Below are 15,381 nucleotides of genomic sequence, written 5' to 3' on the forward strand. Positions count from 1 at the left end.
CGAGGAGAGGAGGAGCTGGTGAGCCCACGCATCGCCGTCGTCGGCGCGAGCGGGTACGCCGGGGGTGAGGCGGTCCGTCTCGTCACCGCGCACCCCGACCTCGAGCTCGGCGCCGTCACCGCCGGGGGGAACGCCGGCCGTCGCCTCGGCGAGATCCACCCGCACCTGCGCGCCGTCGCCGACGTCGTCCTCGAGGAGACGACGCCCGAGGTCCTCGTCGGCCACGACGCCGTCATCCTCGCCCTCCCGCACGGCCACTCGGCCGCGCTCGCGGCAGCCCTGCCTGACGAGACCGTCGTCGTCGACTGCGGTGCCGACCACCGCCTTGCGGACGCCGCGGCCTGGGACGCCTTCTACGACACCCCGCACGCGGGGACCTGGCCCTACGGGCTGCCCGAGCTCGCCCTCGCGGACGGGGCACGGGGTCGCGACGCGCTCGCCGGTGCGACCCGGATCGCCGTCCCCGGGTGCTACCCGACGGCGGTCACCCTGGCCCTCGCGCCGGGCCTCGCGGCCGGCGTCATCGCGCCCGAGGACGTCGTCGTCGTCGCTGCGAGCGGCACCTCCGGCGCCGGCAAGGGACTCAAGCCGCACCTCCTCGGCGCGGAGGTCATGGGCGCGATGTCGCCCTACGGCGTCGGCGGGGTGCACCGCCACACCCCCGAGATCGAGCAGAACCTCACCCGAGCGGCGGGCGCGCCCGTCACCGTGTCATTCACCCCGACCCTCGCTCCGATGAGCCGCGGGATCCTCGCGACGTGCACCGCCCGGATCGCGCCCGGCGCGGACGCCGCCGCCGTGCGCAAGGCGTGGGCCGCCGCCTACGCGGACGAACCCTTCGTCGAGCTCCTGCCGGAGGGCGCGTGGCCCCGCACGAGCGACGTCCTCGGGGCGAATCTCGCCCTCGTGCAGGTCGTCGTCGACGACCGGGTGGGCCGGGTCGTCGCGGTCGCCGCGATCGACAACCTCACCAAGGGCACGGCGGGCGCCGCCGTGCAGTGCATCAACCTCGCGCTCGGCCTCCCCGAGCGCGCGGGGCTGCCGACGATCGGAGTCGCCCCATGACCTCCTCCGGCATCACCGCGCCCGCCGGTTTCCGCGCCGCCGGCGTCGCCGCCGGCCTCAAGGCGAGCGGGTCTCCCGACGTCGCCCTCGTCGTGAACGACGGGCCTGACCGGGTCGCGGCGGTCGTCCTCACCCGCAACCGGGTCCAGGCGGCGCCGGTCCGGTGGACCCGGCAGGTTGTCGCCGACGGCCGGGTCGACGCCGTCGTCCTCAACTCGGGCGGCGCGAACGCGTGCACCGGGCCCGGCGGGTTCCAGGACACCCACCGCACCGCGGAGCACGTGGCGCAGGTGCTCGACCTCAGCGCGGGGGACGTCGCGGTGTGCTCGACGGGCCTCATCGGCGAGCGACTGCCGATGGACCGGCTCCTGGCGGGGGTGGACGCGTGCGCCGCGGCCCTGTCCGCGACCGGGGGCGCGGACGCCGCGCGGGCCATCATGACGACCGACACCGTTCCGAAGGAGGCCGTCGCCGCGGGCGACGGGTGGACCATCGGCGGCATGGCGAAGGGCGCCGGCATGCTCGCCCCCGCGCTCGCGACGATGCTCGTCGTCGTCACGACGGACGCCGTCCTCGAGGAGACCACCGCCGACGAGGCGCTGCGGGCCGCGACAGCGCTGACCTTCGACCGGGTCGACGCCGACGGGTGCATGTCGACGAACGACACGGTCATCCTGCTCGCCTCCGGGGCATCCGGCGTCACCCCCGACCCCGCGGAGTTCCGTGCGGCCCTCGTCGATGTCTGCGATGAGCTCGCCCGCGCCCTCGTCGCCGACGCGGAGGGCGCCAGCCACGAGGTCGACGTCGTCACCGTCGGCGCTGCGACCGAGGCCGATGCGCTCGAGGTCGGCCGCACCGTCGCGCGCAACGCCCTCGTCAAGACCGCTGTCTTCGGCAACGACCCGAACTGGGGCCGTGTCCTGGCTGCCGTCGGGACGACCGAGGCCGCGTTCGACCCGGACGAGGTCGACGTCACCATCAACGGTGTGACCGTCTGCCGCGCCGGCGGCGTGGGGGAGGACCGCTCACTCGTCGACCTCACCCCCCGGCGGGTCGAGATCCGGATCCACCTCCACGCCGGGGACGCCACCGCCACGATCCGCACCACAGACCTCACCCACGACTACGTCCACGAGAACTCGGCCTACTCGACATGACCAGCACACCCGCTCCCACGTCCCCGACCCAGGCCCTTCGGGGCGCCATCGACGCCGCCAACCTGCGGGTGGCCCGCAGCAAGGCGGAGACCCTCATCGAGGCGCTGCCCTGGCTCGAGGAGTTCCGCGGCGCGCTCGTCGTCGTCAAGTACGGCGGCAACGCGATGACCGACGACTCGCTCAAGGCGGCCTTCGCGCAGGACATCGCCTTCCTGAGGTACGCGGGGCTGCGCCCGGTGGTCGTCCACGGCGGCGGGCCTCAGATCGCCGCGATGCTCGGGCGGCTGGGCCTGGAGTCGGAGTTCCGTGGCGGGCTGCGGGTGACGACACCCGAGGTCATGGACGTCGTCCGGATGGTGCTCACGGGGCAGGTGCAGCGCGAGCTCGTCGGCCTGCTCAACCAGCACGGTCCGATCGCCGTCGGCCTCTCGGGGGAGGACGGCGGGCTGTTCGGCGCGGTCCGGCGGGACGTCGTCGTCGAGGGGGTGCGGCACGACGTCGGCCTCGTCGGGGACGTCGTCGAGGTCGACCCGTCCGCGGTGCAGGACCTCCTCGACGCCGGGCGGGTCCCGGTCGTCTCGACGATCGCGCCGGAGCTCTCGGTCGGCACCGGCGTCCTCAACGTCAACGCCGACACCGCAGCGGCCGCGCTCGCCGTGGCCCTGGGGGCCCGCAAGCTCGTCGTCCTCACCGACGTCGAGGGGGTTTACGCCCGCTGGCCGGACCGGGACTCGCTGCTGTCCCGGATGACCGTCGCCGATGCGAAGGATCTCCTCACCCGGGTCGACGCGGGCATGATCCCCAAGCTCGAGGCCTGCATCCGCGCGGTCGGGTCCGGGGTGCCGCAGGCGCACGTCGTCGACGGCCGGGCCGCGCACTCGATCCTCCTCGAGGTGTTCACCGACGAGGGGACGGGCACGATGATCGTTCCGGACACGACGGACGACGGCGCCGAGGAGGGGGCCGAGTGAACAGCACGGGTACCGACGCGGGTCTCGAGGCGTACGAGCAGTCGCTGCTGGGCGTCTTCGGACGGCCTGCGCTCGTCATCGACCACGGCGAGGGGTGCCACCTCGTCGACGTCGACGGGCACCGGTACCTCGACCTCATCGGCGGCATCGCCGTGAGCGCGCTGGGGCACGGGCACCCGGCCCTCACCGACGCGATCGCGCGCCAGGCGGCATCGCTCCTGCACGCCTCGAACCTCGTGACGACCCCCCAGCAGATCGAGCTCGCGCAACGGCTCCTGCGGGTCGCGGGGGCGCCCGAGGGCTCTCGCGTCTTCCTGTGCAACTCCGGCACCGAGGCGAACGAGGCTGCGATCAAGCTCGCCCGGCGCACGGGCCGGACCGGCATCGTCGCGGCCGAGGGGTCCTTCCACGGCCGCAGCACCGGCGCGCTCGCGCTCACCCACCGCCCGGCGTACCGGGAGCCGTTCGCCCCGCTCATCCCCGGTGTCACCCACGTGCCCCACGGGGACGTCGACGCACTGGCGGCCGCCGTCGGACCCGACACCGGTGCCGTCATCCTCGAGGCGATCCAGGGGGAGGCCGGCGTCATCGACCCGGGCGGCGACTACCTCGTGCAGGCCCGGCGGATCACCGCGGACGCCGGCGCGCTGCTCGTGCTCGACGAGGTCCAGACCGGCGTCGGCCGCACCGGCGACTGGTTCGCCTTCCAGTCGGCGGGGATCGTGCCCGACGCGATCACCGTCGCCAAGGGTCTCGGCGGCGGAGTGCCCGTCGGCGGGCTCGTGACGATGGGTGAGGCCGTCTCCGGCCTGCTCACCGTCGGGCAGCACGGGTCGACCTTCGGCGGGAACCCCCTCGCCTGTGCGGCGGCGATCGCCGTGCTGACGACGATCGAGGGGGACGGTCTCCTGCAGCGTGCGAGCCGCCTCGGGGACGCCGTCCGCGCACGGGTCGCCGCGCTCGGCGACGACCGCCTCGTCGAGGTCCGCGGCCGTGGGCTCCTCCTCGGCCTCGAGCTCTCCGCGCCGGTCGCCCCGGACGTCGTCACCGCCGCCCGGGCCGCCGGGTATCTGGTCAACGCGCCACGGCCGACGACGATCCGGCTCGCCCCGCCGCTCGTCGTCGACGAGGGCGACCTTCTCGGGTTCGTCGACCGCCTACCAGACCTCCTCGACGCGGTGTCCTGCCCCCACCCGACCGATCCGAGCGGAGCTGCCCGATGACGCCCCGACACCTCCTCGCCGACGACGACCTGAGCCCCGCCGAGCAGGCGCAGGTCCTCGACCTCGCGGCCCGGCTCAAGGCCGACCGGTTCGTCGAGCGCCCGCTCGAGGGCCCGCGCGGGGTCGCACTCATCTTCGACAAGCCCACCCTGCGCACCCAGCTGTCGTTCACGGCCGGCGTCGCCGAGCTCGGCGGTGCGCCCGTCCTCGTCGACGGCCGCCTCGCGGGCATCGGGGAGCGGGAGCCGATCGCCGACACCGCGTGCGTGCTCGGTCGGCAGGTGTCCGCGATCGTGTGGCGCACCCACGGTCAGGGCCGGATCGAGGAGATGGCGCGGTGGGCCGGGGTCCCGGTCGTCAACGCGCTCACGGACGACTACCACCCCTGCCAGCTGCTCGCCGACCTCCTCACGGTGCGGGAGGCCTTCGGCGACGTGGCCGGTCGCACCCTCGTCTACCTCGGTGACGGCGCGAACAACATGGCCCACTCCTACCTTCTCGCGTGCGCGACGGCGGGGATGGACGTGCGGATCGTCTCGCCCGCCTCCCACCGACCGGACCCCGGGGTGCTCGCGCGGGCCCGGGACCGGGCCGCCGAGACGGGGGGAGCCTGCACCGTCACCGACGACCTCGCTGCGGTCGACGGCGCCGACGTCGTCGTCACCGACACGTGGGTGTCGATGGGTCAGGAGTCGCAGGCGGGCGAGCGCAAGGGGGAGGCCTCGCCGTTCGTGCCCTTCCGGGTGACCGCCGACGTCATGGCGCGAGCGGCGGCGGGCGCGATCTTCCTCCACTGCCTGCCCGCCTACCGCGGCGTCGAGGTCGCGGCCGAGGTCATCGACGGGCCGGCATCACGGGTGTGGGACGAGGCCGAGAACCGGCTGCACGCGCAGAAGGCGGTGCTCACCTTCCTCCTGCGGGCGGCATCGGGGGACGGCGCGTGATCGCGCAGACCCGCGCGGCCCGACGGGCCCGGATCGTCGAGGTGCTCGGCACGCGGGCGGTGCGCTCGCAGACCGAGCTGCTGTCGCTCCTTGCGCAGGACGGCATCGAGGTGACGCAGGCGACGCTCTCGCGCGACCTCGACGAGCTCGGTGCCGAGCGGGTGCGCCACGGCGGCGGCCTCGTCTACGCGATCCCCGGGGAAGGTGGCGACCGCACCCCGCGCGCCCCCCGAGACCCCGACGAGGTCTCCGGCCAGCTCGCCCGGGCGTGCGCGGACCTGCTCGTCACGGCGACCCCGGCCGCGAACCAGGTCGTCCTGCGCACCCCGCCCGGCGCCGCGAGCTACCTCGCGCACGCCCTCGACCAGGCCCGCTGGGAGGAGATCCTCGGCACCATCGCCGGGGACGACACGATCCTCCTCGTGACGGCCGACCCGTCCGCGGCCGACGCGCTCGCGACCCGGCTCCTGCGGACCGCCGACAGCACCCAGACCACGACCGACGACACCCGGGAGAACCAGTGACGACCGAACCGACCGGCCAGCAGGACCAGGGGCGCGTCGCGCTGTGGGGCGGGCGCTTCGCCGGGGGGCCGGCCGATGCGCTCGCGGCGCTGAGCAAGAGCACCCACTTCGACTGGCGCCTCGCCCCGTACGACATCGCCGGATCCCGCGCGCACGCCCGGGTGCTCCACGCCGCGGGGATCCTCTCCGACGAGCACCTCGAGCAGATGCTCGACGGGCTCGCCCGGCTGCTCGCCGACGTCGAGAGCGGGGCGTTCGTCCCGGCCGAGGACGACGAGGACGTCCACACGGCGCTCGAGCGCGGCCTCATCGAGCGCGCCGGCGCCGACGTCGGTGGTCGGCTGCGGGCGGGCCGGTCCCGCAACGACCAGGTGGCGACCCTCTTCCGGATGTACCTGCGCGACCACGCCCGGATCGTCGCCGGGCACCTGCTCGATCTCGTCGGGGCGCTGCTCGATCAGGCCCACGCACACCGGAGCGCTGCCATGCCCGGCCGGACCCACCTCCAGCACGCGCAGCCCGTCCTCCTGGGGCACCACCTCATGGCGCACGCGTGGGCGATCGTCCGTGACGTCGAGCGGCTGCTCGACTGGGACCGGCGGACCTCGCTGGCGCCGTACGGCTCCGGTGCGCTCGCCGGCAGCTCGCTCGGGCTCGACCCCGACGCGGTCGCGGCCGACCTCGGGTTCGAGCACGGGGTCGAGAACTCGATCGACGGCACGGCGTCGCGGGACTTCGTCGCCGAGCTCGCGTTCGTCGCCGCGATGGCGGCCGTCGACGTCTCGCGTCTGTCCGAGGAGGTCATCCTCTGGGCGACGAAGGAGTTCGGGTTCGTGACGCTCGACGACGCGTACTCGACGGGGTCGAGCATCATGCCGCAGAAGAAGAACCCCGATGTCGCCGAGCTCGCTCGCGGCAAGGCGGGGCGCCTCGTCGGAGATCTCGCCGGCCTGCTGACGACGCTCAAGGGGCTGCCGCTCGCGTACAACCGTGACCTCCAGGAGGACAAGGAGCCGGTGTTCGACGCGGTCGACACCCTCGAGCTGCTCCTGCCCGCCGTCACCGGCATGGTCGCGACGCTCCGCTTCGACACCGACCGGATGGCCGCCCTCGCACCGGAGGGTTTCTCGCTCGCCACCGACGTCGCGGAGTGGCTCGTCCGGGAGGGCGTCCCGTTCCGGGTCGCCCACGAGGTCGCCGGTGCCTGCGTGCGTACGTGCGAGGAGCGCGGGATCGAGCTGTGGGACCTCTCCGACGAGGACCTGCGGGGCATCTCCGAGCACCTCACGCCGGGCGTGCGGGAGGTGCTCTCCGTCGAGGGATCGATGGCCTCGCGCGACGGGCGCGGCGGGACCGCCCCGGTGCGGGTCGCGGAGCAGGCCCAGCGCCTTGCGGCCCGCCGGGACGAGCTCGCGTCCTGGGCGGCGACGCGGATCGAGGCACGCTGACCGGGCTGCGTCCCGCCCGCCGGGACGAGCTCGCGGCAGCCGCACTCGACGTCGCGCCGCGTCTCCTGGGCGCCCACCTGCGGCACGGTGAGGTGACGATCCGGCTCACCGAGGTCGAGGCGTACGAGGGGGAGTCCGACCCCGGGTCGCACGCGTTCCGCGGCAGGACCGCGCGGACCGCATCGATGTTCGGTCCGGCCGGGCACCTCTACGTGTACTTCACCTACGGGATGCACCACTGCGCGAACGTCGTCTGCGGCCCGGAGGGACGGGCGTCGGCTGTCCTGCTCCGGGCCGGGGAGGTCGTCGAGGGGCATGAGACCGCCCGGCAGCGGCGGCCGCGCTCGAGCGCGCGGGACCTCGCCCGCGGCCCGGCGCGCTTGGCGCAGTGCCTCGGGCTCGACCTGTCGGACGACGGTCTCGACCTCTGCGCCGGTGGCTCGACCGGGGTCGACCTGCCGGCCGAGCCGCCGGGGGAGGTCCGCACCGGCCCGCGGGTCGGGGTGAGCGGGCCGGGAGGGGACGGCGAGACGTTCCCGTGGCGGTTCTGGCTCGCGGACGACCCGTACGTCTCGGCGTACCGACCCGCGGTCAGACGGCGCCGCGACGAGTGAGGGCGCGCCCCTCGCACCTCGGGTCGGCGAGGGGCATCCGACCATCCGAGGGGAGGGTCGACGTCCGGTCGAGCGGGTGAGGCGTGGCAGGCTTGCCGGGCGGCATCCGCCGCGAGAGACGGGAGGCAGACGGTGAGCAGCATCCTCGACGAGCTCCGCTGGCGCGGGGCGATCGCACAGTCGACGGACGAGGAGGCGCTGCGCGCGGCGTTCGAGGCCGGCCCGGTCACCGTCTACTGCGGGTTCGACCCGACGGCGCCCTCGCTGCACTTCGGGAACTTCGTCCAGCTCGTCGCGCTCCGGCGGATGCAGCGGGCGGGCCACCGGGTCATCTGTCTCGTCGGCGGGTCCACAGGTCTCATCGGTGACCCCCAGCCGACGAGCGAGCGCGTGCTGAGGACGAAGGAGCAGACGGCGGAGAACGTCGCCCGGATCAAGGACCTCGTGCGGCCGTTCCTCGACTTCGACGGGGACAACCCCGCCCTGCTCGTGGACAACCTCGACTGGACCGCCCCGATGTCCGCGCTCGACTTCCTCCGTGACATCGGCAAGCACTTCCGCGTGAACCAGATGCTCCGCAAGGACGCGGTGGCGGCACGGCTCGGGAGCCAGGAGGGGATCTCCTACACGGAGTTCAGCTACCAGATCCTCCAGGCGCTCGACTACCTGCACCTGTACCGCGCGCACGGCTGCACCCTGCAGATCGGCGGGTCGGACCAGTGGGGCAACCTCACCGCCGGCGTCGACCTCGTCCACCGGGTCGAGGGCGCGACCGTGCACGCGATGACCTCGCCCCTGCTGACGGACGCGAACGGGGTCAAGTACGGCAAGAGCGAGGGCAACGCGATCTGGCTGTCGGCGGAGCTGACGAGCCCGTACGCCTTCCACCAGTACTTCCTCAACGTCGACGACGCGACGGTCGGGACGCTCCTGCGGATCTTCAGCGACCGGTCTCGCGAGGAGATCGAGGACCTCGAGCGCCAGGTGCGCGAGGAGCCGTTCCGCCGGGGGGCGCAGCGCGCCCTCGCCGACGACGTGACGGCGCTGGTCCACGGCGAGCCGGCGACCGCAGCTGCGCGCGACGCGGCGTCCGCCCTCTTCGGGAAGGGCGACATCACCTCGCTCGACGCCGCGACGCTGCGGGATGCGACGGGCGAGCTCCCGGGCGCGGACCTCGCTCCGGGGACGACGCTGCTCGACGCCCTCGTCGCCTGCGGGCTCGTGGACTCCCGCAAGTCGGCCAAGCGAGCCGTCGACGAGGGCGGCGTCTCGGTCAACGGCACGCGGGTGGACGACCCGGCTCGCGTCCTCCGGGAGGAGGACTACCTGCACGGCCAGGTGGCTCTCCTGCGGCGCGGCAAGAAGGCAATGGGCGTGGCTCGCCACCCGTGAGTCGCCGAATCCCGTTGTGCCGCAGGCGAGCCCGCCCGCTGCGACGTGCCGCGCGCGCTTCGGCGGGTCCCGATTTGCGCGATCGCCAGACCGTGCTCTACTGTTCTCCGAGTCAGCCCGCGAGGGAGGAACGGACACCACAGCGGTGGCTCTGCGAGTCACACGAAGTAGGCCGGTCCCAGGGCAGACCCGACGAGCTCGGAGCGGTTCACACCGAACAGAGTGAGTTTGGACAGCAGCCGAAAGGCTGCTACGGTACGGCCCGCCGCAGAGATCCAAGCGCGATCACACCGACTGCTCGTAAAGCAGATCACGGAGTTGACGCCCAAGCATGGAAGCGGTAAGTTGGAATGGTTGCCCCAAAGCAAGGCTCACTGAGCCGAGCAGAGGTGCGCGTCCGAACCTTGAGAACTCAACAGCGTGTCAAAAATCGATGCCAATAACCTCGTCACGAGGCCGGCCGAGACGCTCCACCAGGAGCGAGGACGTCGACGTCGTACGAAAATCCTTTGGTTGACAACGATCATCTAGCAATAGCTAGTTGTTCTTGCTCAGTCAGTGAAACAACCCTTCGAGGGTACGGATTTCTCATGACTTGGTCATGAGAGTCAAACATCAACGGAGAGTTTGATCCTGGCTCAGGACGAACGCTGGCGGCGTGCTTAACACATGCAAGTCGAACGGTGAACTCGGAGCTTGCTCCGAGGGATCAGTGGCGAACGGGTGAGTAACACGTGAGTAACCTACCCCTGACTCTGGAATAAGCGCTGGAAACGGCGTCTAATACCGGATACGAGACGAAGAGGCATCTCTATCGTCTGGAAAGTTTTTCGGTCTGGGATGGACTCGCGGCCTATCAGCTTGTTGGTGAGGTAACGGCTCACCAAGGCAACGACGGGTAGCCGGCCTGAGAGGGCGACCGGCCACACTGGGACTGAGACACGGCCCAGACTCCTACGGGAGGCAGCAGTGGGGAATATTGCACAATGGGCGAAAGCCTGATGCAGCGACGCCGCGTGAGGGATGACGGCCTTCGGGTTGTAAACCTCTTTCAGCAGGGAAGAAGCGAAAGTGACGGTACCTGCAGAAGAAGCACCGGCTAACTACGTGCCAGCAGCCGCGGTAATACGTAGGGTGCGAGCGTTGTCCGGAATTATTGGGCGTAAAGAGCTTGTAGGCGGTTTGTCGCGTCTGCTGTGAAAATCCGGGGCTCAACCCCGGACTTGCAGTGGGTACGGGCAGACTAGAGTGTGGTAGGGGAGACTGGAATTCCTGGTGTAGCGGTGAAATGCGCAGATATCAGGAGGAACACCGATGGCGAAGGCAGGTCTCTGGGCCACTACTGACGCTGAGAAGCGAAAGCATGGGGAGCGAACAGGATTAGATACCCTGGTAGTCCATGCCGTAAACGTTGGGCGCTAGGTGTGGGACTCATTCCACGAGTTCCGTGCCGCAGCTAACGCATTAAGCGCCCCGCCTGGGGAGTACGGCCGCAAGGCTAAAACTCAAAGGAATTGACGGGGGCCCGCACAAGCGGCGGAGCATGCGGATTAATTCGATGCAACGCGAAGAACCTTACCAAGGCTTGACATATACCGGAAACACCTAGAGATAGGTGCCCCTTTTGGTCGGTATACAGGTGGTGCATGGTTGTCGTCAGCTCGTGTCGTGAGATGTTGGGTTAAGTCCCGCAACGAGCGCAACCCTCGTTCTATGTTGCCAGCGCGTTATGGCGGGGACTCATAGAAGACTGCCGGGGTCAACTCGGAGGAAGGTGGGGATGACGTCAAATCATCATGCCCCTTATGTCTTGGGCTTCACGCATGCTACAATGGCCGGTACAGAGGGCTGCGAAACCGCAAGGTGGAGCGAATCCCAAAAAGCCGGTCTCAGTTCGGATTGGGGTCTGCAACTCGACCCCATGAAGTCGGAGTCGCTAGTAATCGCAGATCAGCAACGCTGCGGTGAATACGTTCCCGGGCCTTGTACACACCGCCCGTCAAGTCACGAAAGTCGGTAACACCCGAAGCCGGTGGCCCAACCCTTGTGGAGGGAGCCGTCGAAGGTGGGACTGGCGATTGGGACTAAGTCGTAACAAGGTAGCCGTACCGGAAGGTGCGGCTGGATCACCTCCTTTCTAAGGAGCACTGGTCGCGACAGCGATCCAGAGCCTGGTCTGCCGGCGCACGTCCGGCAGCAGGTGCTCATGGGTGGAACATCGATTATTTGGCATCGCGCAGACTCGTCTCGTCAGTACAAGCCCTTCGGGCAGTGGAACGCGGACGAGCCGGCACGGTGCCTGACACGTTGTTGGGTCCTGAGGGCTCGGGCGCAAGTTCGACCTCACGACCGGTACGCCGGCCAGGACCTCTGTCTCCAGACGAACCACCGCAGCTGCGGCAGGCGCTGGGTCAGCAGAGGGCCGCCCGTATGTTGAGAACTACACAGTGGACGCGAGCATCTTTGTGGCTCAAGTTTTTAAGGGCACACGGTGGATGCCTTGGCACCAGGAACCGAAGAAGGACGTAGGAATCTGCGATAAGCCTCGGGGAGTCGATAACCAGACTGTGATCCGAGGATTTCCGAATGGGGAAACCCGGCTGGAGGCAAGTCCAGTCACTCCCGTCTGAACACATAGGACGGGTAGAGGGAACGTGGGGAAGTGAAACATCTCAGTACCCACAGGAAGAGAAAGCAACCGCGATTCCGTGAGTAGTGGCGAGCGAAAGCGGAACAGGCTAAACCGACCATGTGTGATAGCTGTCAGGCGTTGCATGGTCGGGGTCGTGGGACCTCTCACTCGAAGCTGACACTTCGAGATGGAGTCAAAAATTCGTGTCATAGTCGAAGGGCATTGAAAGGCCCGGCACAGAGGGTGCTACCCCCGTAGACGAAATGGCGCGAACTCCAGAGGGTCATCCCAAGTAGTACGGGGCCCGTGAAATCCCGTACGAATCTGGCAGGACCACCTGCTAAGCCTAAATATTCCCTGGTGACCGATAGCGGACAAGTACCGTGAGGGAAAGGTGAAAAGTACCCCGAGAGGGGAGTGAAATAGATCCTGAAACCGTGTGCTTACAATCCGTCGGAGCCTCCTTGCGGGGTGACGGCGTGCCTTTTGAAGAATGAGCCTGCGAGTTAGTGCTCAGTGGCAAGGTTAACCCGTGTGGGGAAGCCGTAGCGAAAGCGAGTCCGAATAGGGCGACAGAGTCGCTGGGTCTAGACCCGAAGCGGAGTGATCTACCCATGGCCAGGTTGAAGCGACGGTAAGACGTCGTGGAGGACCGAACCCACTTAGGTTGAAAACTGAGGGGATGAGCTGTGGGTAGGGGTGAAAGGCCAATCAAACTCCGTGATAGCTGGTTCTCCCCGAAATGCATTTAGGTGCAGCGTCACGTGTTTCTTACCGGAGGTAGAGCTACTGGATAGCCGATGGGCCTCACCAGGTTACTGACGTTAGCCAAACTCCGAATGCCGGTAAGTGAGAACGTGGCAGTGAGACTGCGGGGGATAAGCTCCGTAGTCGAGAGGGAAACAGCCCAGATCACCAGCTAAGGTCCCTAAGCGTGTGCTAAGTGGGAAAGGATGTGGAGTTGCATTGACAACCAGGAGGTTGGCTTAGAAGCAGCCACCCTTTAAAGAGTGCGTAATAGCTCACTGGTCAAGTGATTCCGCGCCGACAATGTAGCGGGGCTCAAGCACACCACCGAAGCTGTGGCATTGACACATTGCATGGCCTTACGGTCCAAGCGTGTTGATGGGTAGGGGAGCGTCGTGTGGCGAGTGAAGCGGCGGAGTGATCCAGCCGTGGACGCCACACGAGTGAGAATGCAGGCATGAGTAGCGAAAGACGGGTGAGAAACCCGTCCGCCGAATATCCAAGGGTTCCAGGGTCAAGCTAATCTGCCCTGGGTAAGTCGGGACCTAAGGCGAGGCCGACAGGCGTAGTCGATGGACATCCGGTTGATATTCCGGAACCGGCGAAGAACCGCCCATGACGAACCTAGTGATGCTAAGCGCCCAAAGCTCTCAAGGTCTTCGGACCAGCGAGAGTGGAGCGCGCGACCCGATCTAGTAGTAGTCAAGCAATGGGGAGACGCAGGAAGGTAGCCTCCGCGTGGCGATGGTTGTCCACGTCCAAGGGTGTAGGGAGTGAGGTAGGCAAATCCGCCTCACATGTTCCTGAGACCTGATAGTGACCGCGTATGCGGGAAGCAGGGTGATCCTATGCTGCCGAGAAAATCCTCTAGCGAGGTTCTAGCCGCCCGTACCCCAAACCGACTCAGGTGGATAGGTAGAGAATACCAAGGCGATCGAGTGAATCATGGTTAAGGAATTCGGCAAAATGCCCCCGTAACTTCGGGAGAAGGGGGGCCCGGATTCTGAAGTCCATACGGACTAGGATGATGGGCCGCAGAGACCAGGGAGAAGCGACTGTTTACTAAAAACACAGGTCCGTGCGAAGTCGCAAGACGATGTATACGGACTGACGCCTGCCCGGTGCTGGAAGGTTAAGAGGACGGGTTAGCCGCAAGGCGAAGCTCAGAATTTAAGCCCCAGTAAACGGCGGTGGTAACTATAACCATCCTAAGGTAGCGAAATTCCTTGTCGGGTAAGTTCCGACCTGCACGAATGGCGTAACGACTTCTCCACTGTCTCAACCGTGAACTCGGCGAAATTGCACTACGAGTAAAGATGCTCGTTACGCGCAGCAGGACGGAGAGACCCCGGGACCTTCACTACAGCTTGGTATTGGTGATCGGGACGGCTTGTGTAGGATAGGTGGGAGACTGTGAAGCATGCACGCCAGTGTGTGTGGAGTCATCGTTGAAATACCACTCTGGTCGTTCTGGTTGTCTAACCTCGGTCCGTGATCCGGATCAGGGACATTGCCTGGTGGGTAGTTTAACTGGGGCGGTTGCCTCCCAAAATGTAACGGAGGCGCTCAAAGGTTCCCTCAGCCTGGTTGGCAATCAGGTTTCGAGTGTAAGTGCACAAGGGAGCTTGACTGTGAGACAGACATGTCGAGCAGGGACGAAAGTCGGAACTAGTGACCCGACGGTGGCTTGTGGAAGCGCCGTCGCTCAACGGATAAAAGGTACCCCGGGGATAACAGGCTGATCTTCCCCAAGAGTCCATATCGACGGGATGGTTTGGCACCTCGATGTCGGCTCGTCGCATCCTGGGGGTGGAGTTGCTCCCAAGGGTTGGGCTGTTCGCCCATTAAAGCGGTACGCGAGCTGGGTTTAGAACGTCGTGAGACAGTTCGGTCCCTATCCGCTGTGCGCGTAGGAAACTTGAGAAGGGCTGACCCTAGTACGAGAGGACCGGGTTGGACGAACCTCTGGTGTGTCAGTTGTCCTGCCAAGGGCACCGCTGATTGGCTACGTTCGGAAGTGATAACCGCTGAAAGCATCTAAGCGGGAAGCACGCTTCAAGATGAGGTTTCCATGGACTTTGTCCGAGAGGCTCCCAGTAGACGACTGGGTTGATAGGCCAGATGTAGAAGTGCAGCAATGCATGTAGCTGACTGGTACTAATAAGCCGATAACTTGATACACACCGAAAGCGTGTTCGCGTCCACTGTGCAGTTCCCGAGATACGGTCGGGTAGACTGACATCTCCATAGAGTTTCGGCTGTCATAGCGAGGGGGAAACGCCCGGTCCCATTCCGAACCCGGAAGCTAAGCCCCTCAGCGCCGATGGTACTGCACTGGAGACGGTGTGGGAGAGTAGGACGCAGCCGGACAATCATTCAGAAACGCCCTCCCGGTTCGCCGGGAGGGCGTTTTCTGCGTTGTACCTGTTACACCCGCTGTCCGGCCTGGTGGTCGGTGGTGGGCTGAGGCGAGAGGATCGATCCATGGGTGACGACAACGGCCAGCGGCCACGACGGACCGGGAAGCCCGGCGGCGAGGGAGGGCGTGCGGGCGGCCATCGGGAGGCGTCGGGGCGTGGGGCGTCAGGCCCTCGTGGTCCCCGCGGGGACGCACGCGGCGGTACCGGTGCGCGCCCCGAGTCGGGAAGCCGGAGGCCGGCTCGT

Annotated in this window: 9 protein-coding genes and 3 rRNA genes; all 12 read left to right on the top strand. The window is 67.7% G+C overall.

Translation table 11 applies throughout. The annotated features are described in order from the left end of the window. The first annotated feature begins 18 nt into the window (after positions 1 to 18). The 12 genes from argC (at position 19) to rrf (ending at position 15,087) form a co-directional block, all read left to right on the top strand. Positions 19 to 1,065 carry an N-acetyl-gamma-glutamyl-phosphate reductase gene (gene argC, locus DAA34_RS08185; protein ID WP_199847444.1) on the top strand — a complete coding sequence of 349 codons (1,047 nt, stop codon included), beginning with the start codon at positions 19 to 21 and terminating at the stop codon, positions 1,063 to 1,065. Then, positions 1,062 to 2,222 carry a bifunctional glutamate N-acetyltransferase/amino-acid acetyltransferase ArgJ gene (gene argJ, locus DAA34_RS08190; protein ID WP_106818409.1) on the top strand — a complete coding sequence of 387 codons (1,161 nt, stop codon included), beginning with the start codon at positions 1,062 to 1,064 and terminating at the stop codon, positions 2,220 to 2,222. Before argC ends, argJ begins: the two co-directional genes overlap by 4 nt. Next, complete coding sequence (argB, locus tag DAA34_RS08195; protein WP_106818410.1) at positions 2,219 to 3,193, top strand: acetylglutamate kinase; 975 nt, start codon at positions 2,219 to 2,221, stop codon at positions 3,191 to 3,193. The genes argJ and argB overlap by 4 nt, the downstream gene beginning before the upstream one ends. Next, entirely contained in the window at positions 3,190 to 4,416 is a 1,227-nt protein-coding gene (locus DAA34_RS08200) for an acetylornithine transaminase (protein WP_106818411.1), read from the top strand. The genes argB and DAA34_RS08200 overlap by 4 nt, the downstream gene beginning before the upstream one ends. Further along, positions 4,413 to 5,360 carry an ornithine carbamoyltransferase gene (argF, locus tag DAA34_RS08205; RefSeq protein WP_106818412.1) on the top strand — a complete coding sequence of 316 codons (948 nt, stop codon included), beginning with the start codon at positions 4,413 to 4,415 and terminating at the stop codon, positions 5,358 to 5,360. The genes DAA34_RS08200 and argF overlap by 4 nt, the downstream gene beginning before the upstream one ends. After that, positions 5,357 to 5,884, top strand: coding sequence for an arginine repressor (gene argR / locus DAA34_RS08210; protein ID WP_106818413.1), 528 nt, complete (start codon positions 5,357 to 5,359; stop codon positions 5,882 to 5,884). Before argF ends, argR begins: the two co-directional genes overlap by 4 nt. After that, positions 5,881 to 7,332: an argininosuccinate lyase gene (gene argH / locus DAA34_RS08215; RefSeq protein ID WP_106818414.1), complete on the top strand. Its 1,452-nt coding sequence runs from the start codon at positions 5,881 to 5,883 to the stop codon at positions 7,330 to 7,332. The genes argR and argH overlap by 4 nt, the downstream gene beginning before the upstream one ends. 5 nt (positions 7,333 to 7,337) lie before the next feature. Further along, positions 7,338 to 7,946, top strand: a complete 609-nt coding sequence (locus DAA34_RS08220) for a DNA-3-methyladenine glycosylase (RefSeq protein ID WP_234354273.1) — start codon at positions 7,338 to 7,340, stop codon at positions 7,944 to 7,946. Between the two features lie 132 nt (positions 7,947 to 8,078). Continuing rightward, positions 8,079 to 9,338, top strand: a complete 1,260-nt coding sequence (gene tyrS / locus DAA34_RS08225) for a tyrosine--tRNA ligase (RefSeq protein ID WP_106818415.1) — start codon at positions 8,079 to 8,081, stop codon at positions 9,336 to 9,338. A 615-nt stretch (positions 9,339 to 9,953) separates the two neighbouring features. Then, a 16S ribosomal RNA gene (locus DAA34_RS08230) occupies positions 9,954 to 11,475 on the top strand. Positions 11,476 to 11,806: 331 nt separating this feature from the next. Continuing rightward, a 23S ribosomal RNA gene (locus DAA34_RS08235) occupies positions 11,807 to 14,898 on the top strand. A 72-nt stretch (positions 14,899 to 14,970) separates the two neighbouring features. Next, a 5S ribosomal RNA gene (gene rrf, locus DAA34_RS08240) occupies positions 14,971 to 15,087 on the top strand. The 16S, 23S and 5S rRNA genes sit together here, the layout of an rRNA operon. The last annotated feature ends 294 nt before the right edge of the window (positions 15,088 to 15,381 follow it).

It is taken from the genome of Janibacter massiliensis (genome assembly GCF_900289115.1).
Classification (GTDB): Bacteria; Actinomycetota; Actinomycetes; order Actinomycetales; family Dermatophilaceae; genus Janibacter_A; species Janibacter_A massiliensis.

What these genes read in the sequence shown, in the direction of transcription:
- argF (WP_106818412.1), top strand. Translation starts at nt 4,413, where the DNA reads ATGACGCCCCGACACCTCCTCGCCGACGACGACCTGAGCCCCGCCGAG.
- argJ (WP_106818409.1), top strand. Translation starts at nt 1,062, where the DNA reads ATGACCTCCTCCGGCATCACCGCGCCCGCCGGTTTCCGCGCCGCCGGC.
- argB (WP_106818410.1), top strand. Translation starts at nt 2,219, where the DNA reads ATGACCAGCACACCCGCTCCCACGTCCCCGACCCAGGCCCTTCGGGGC.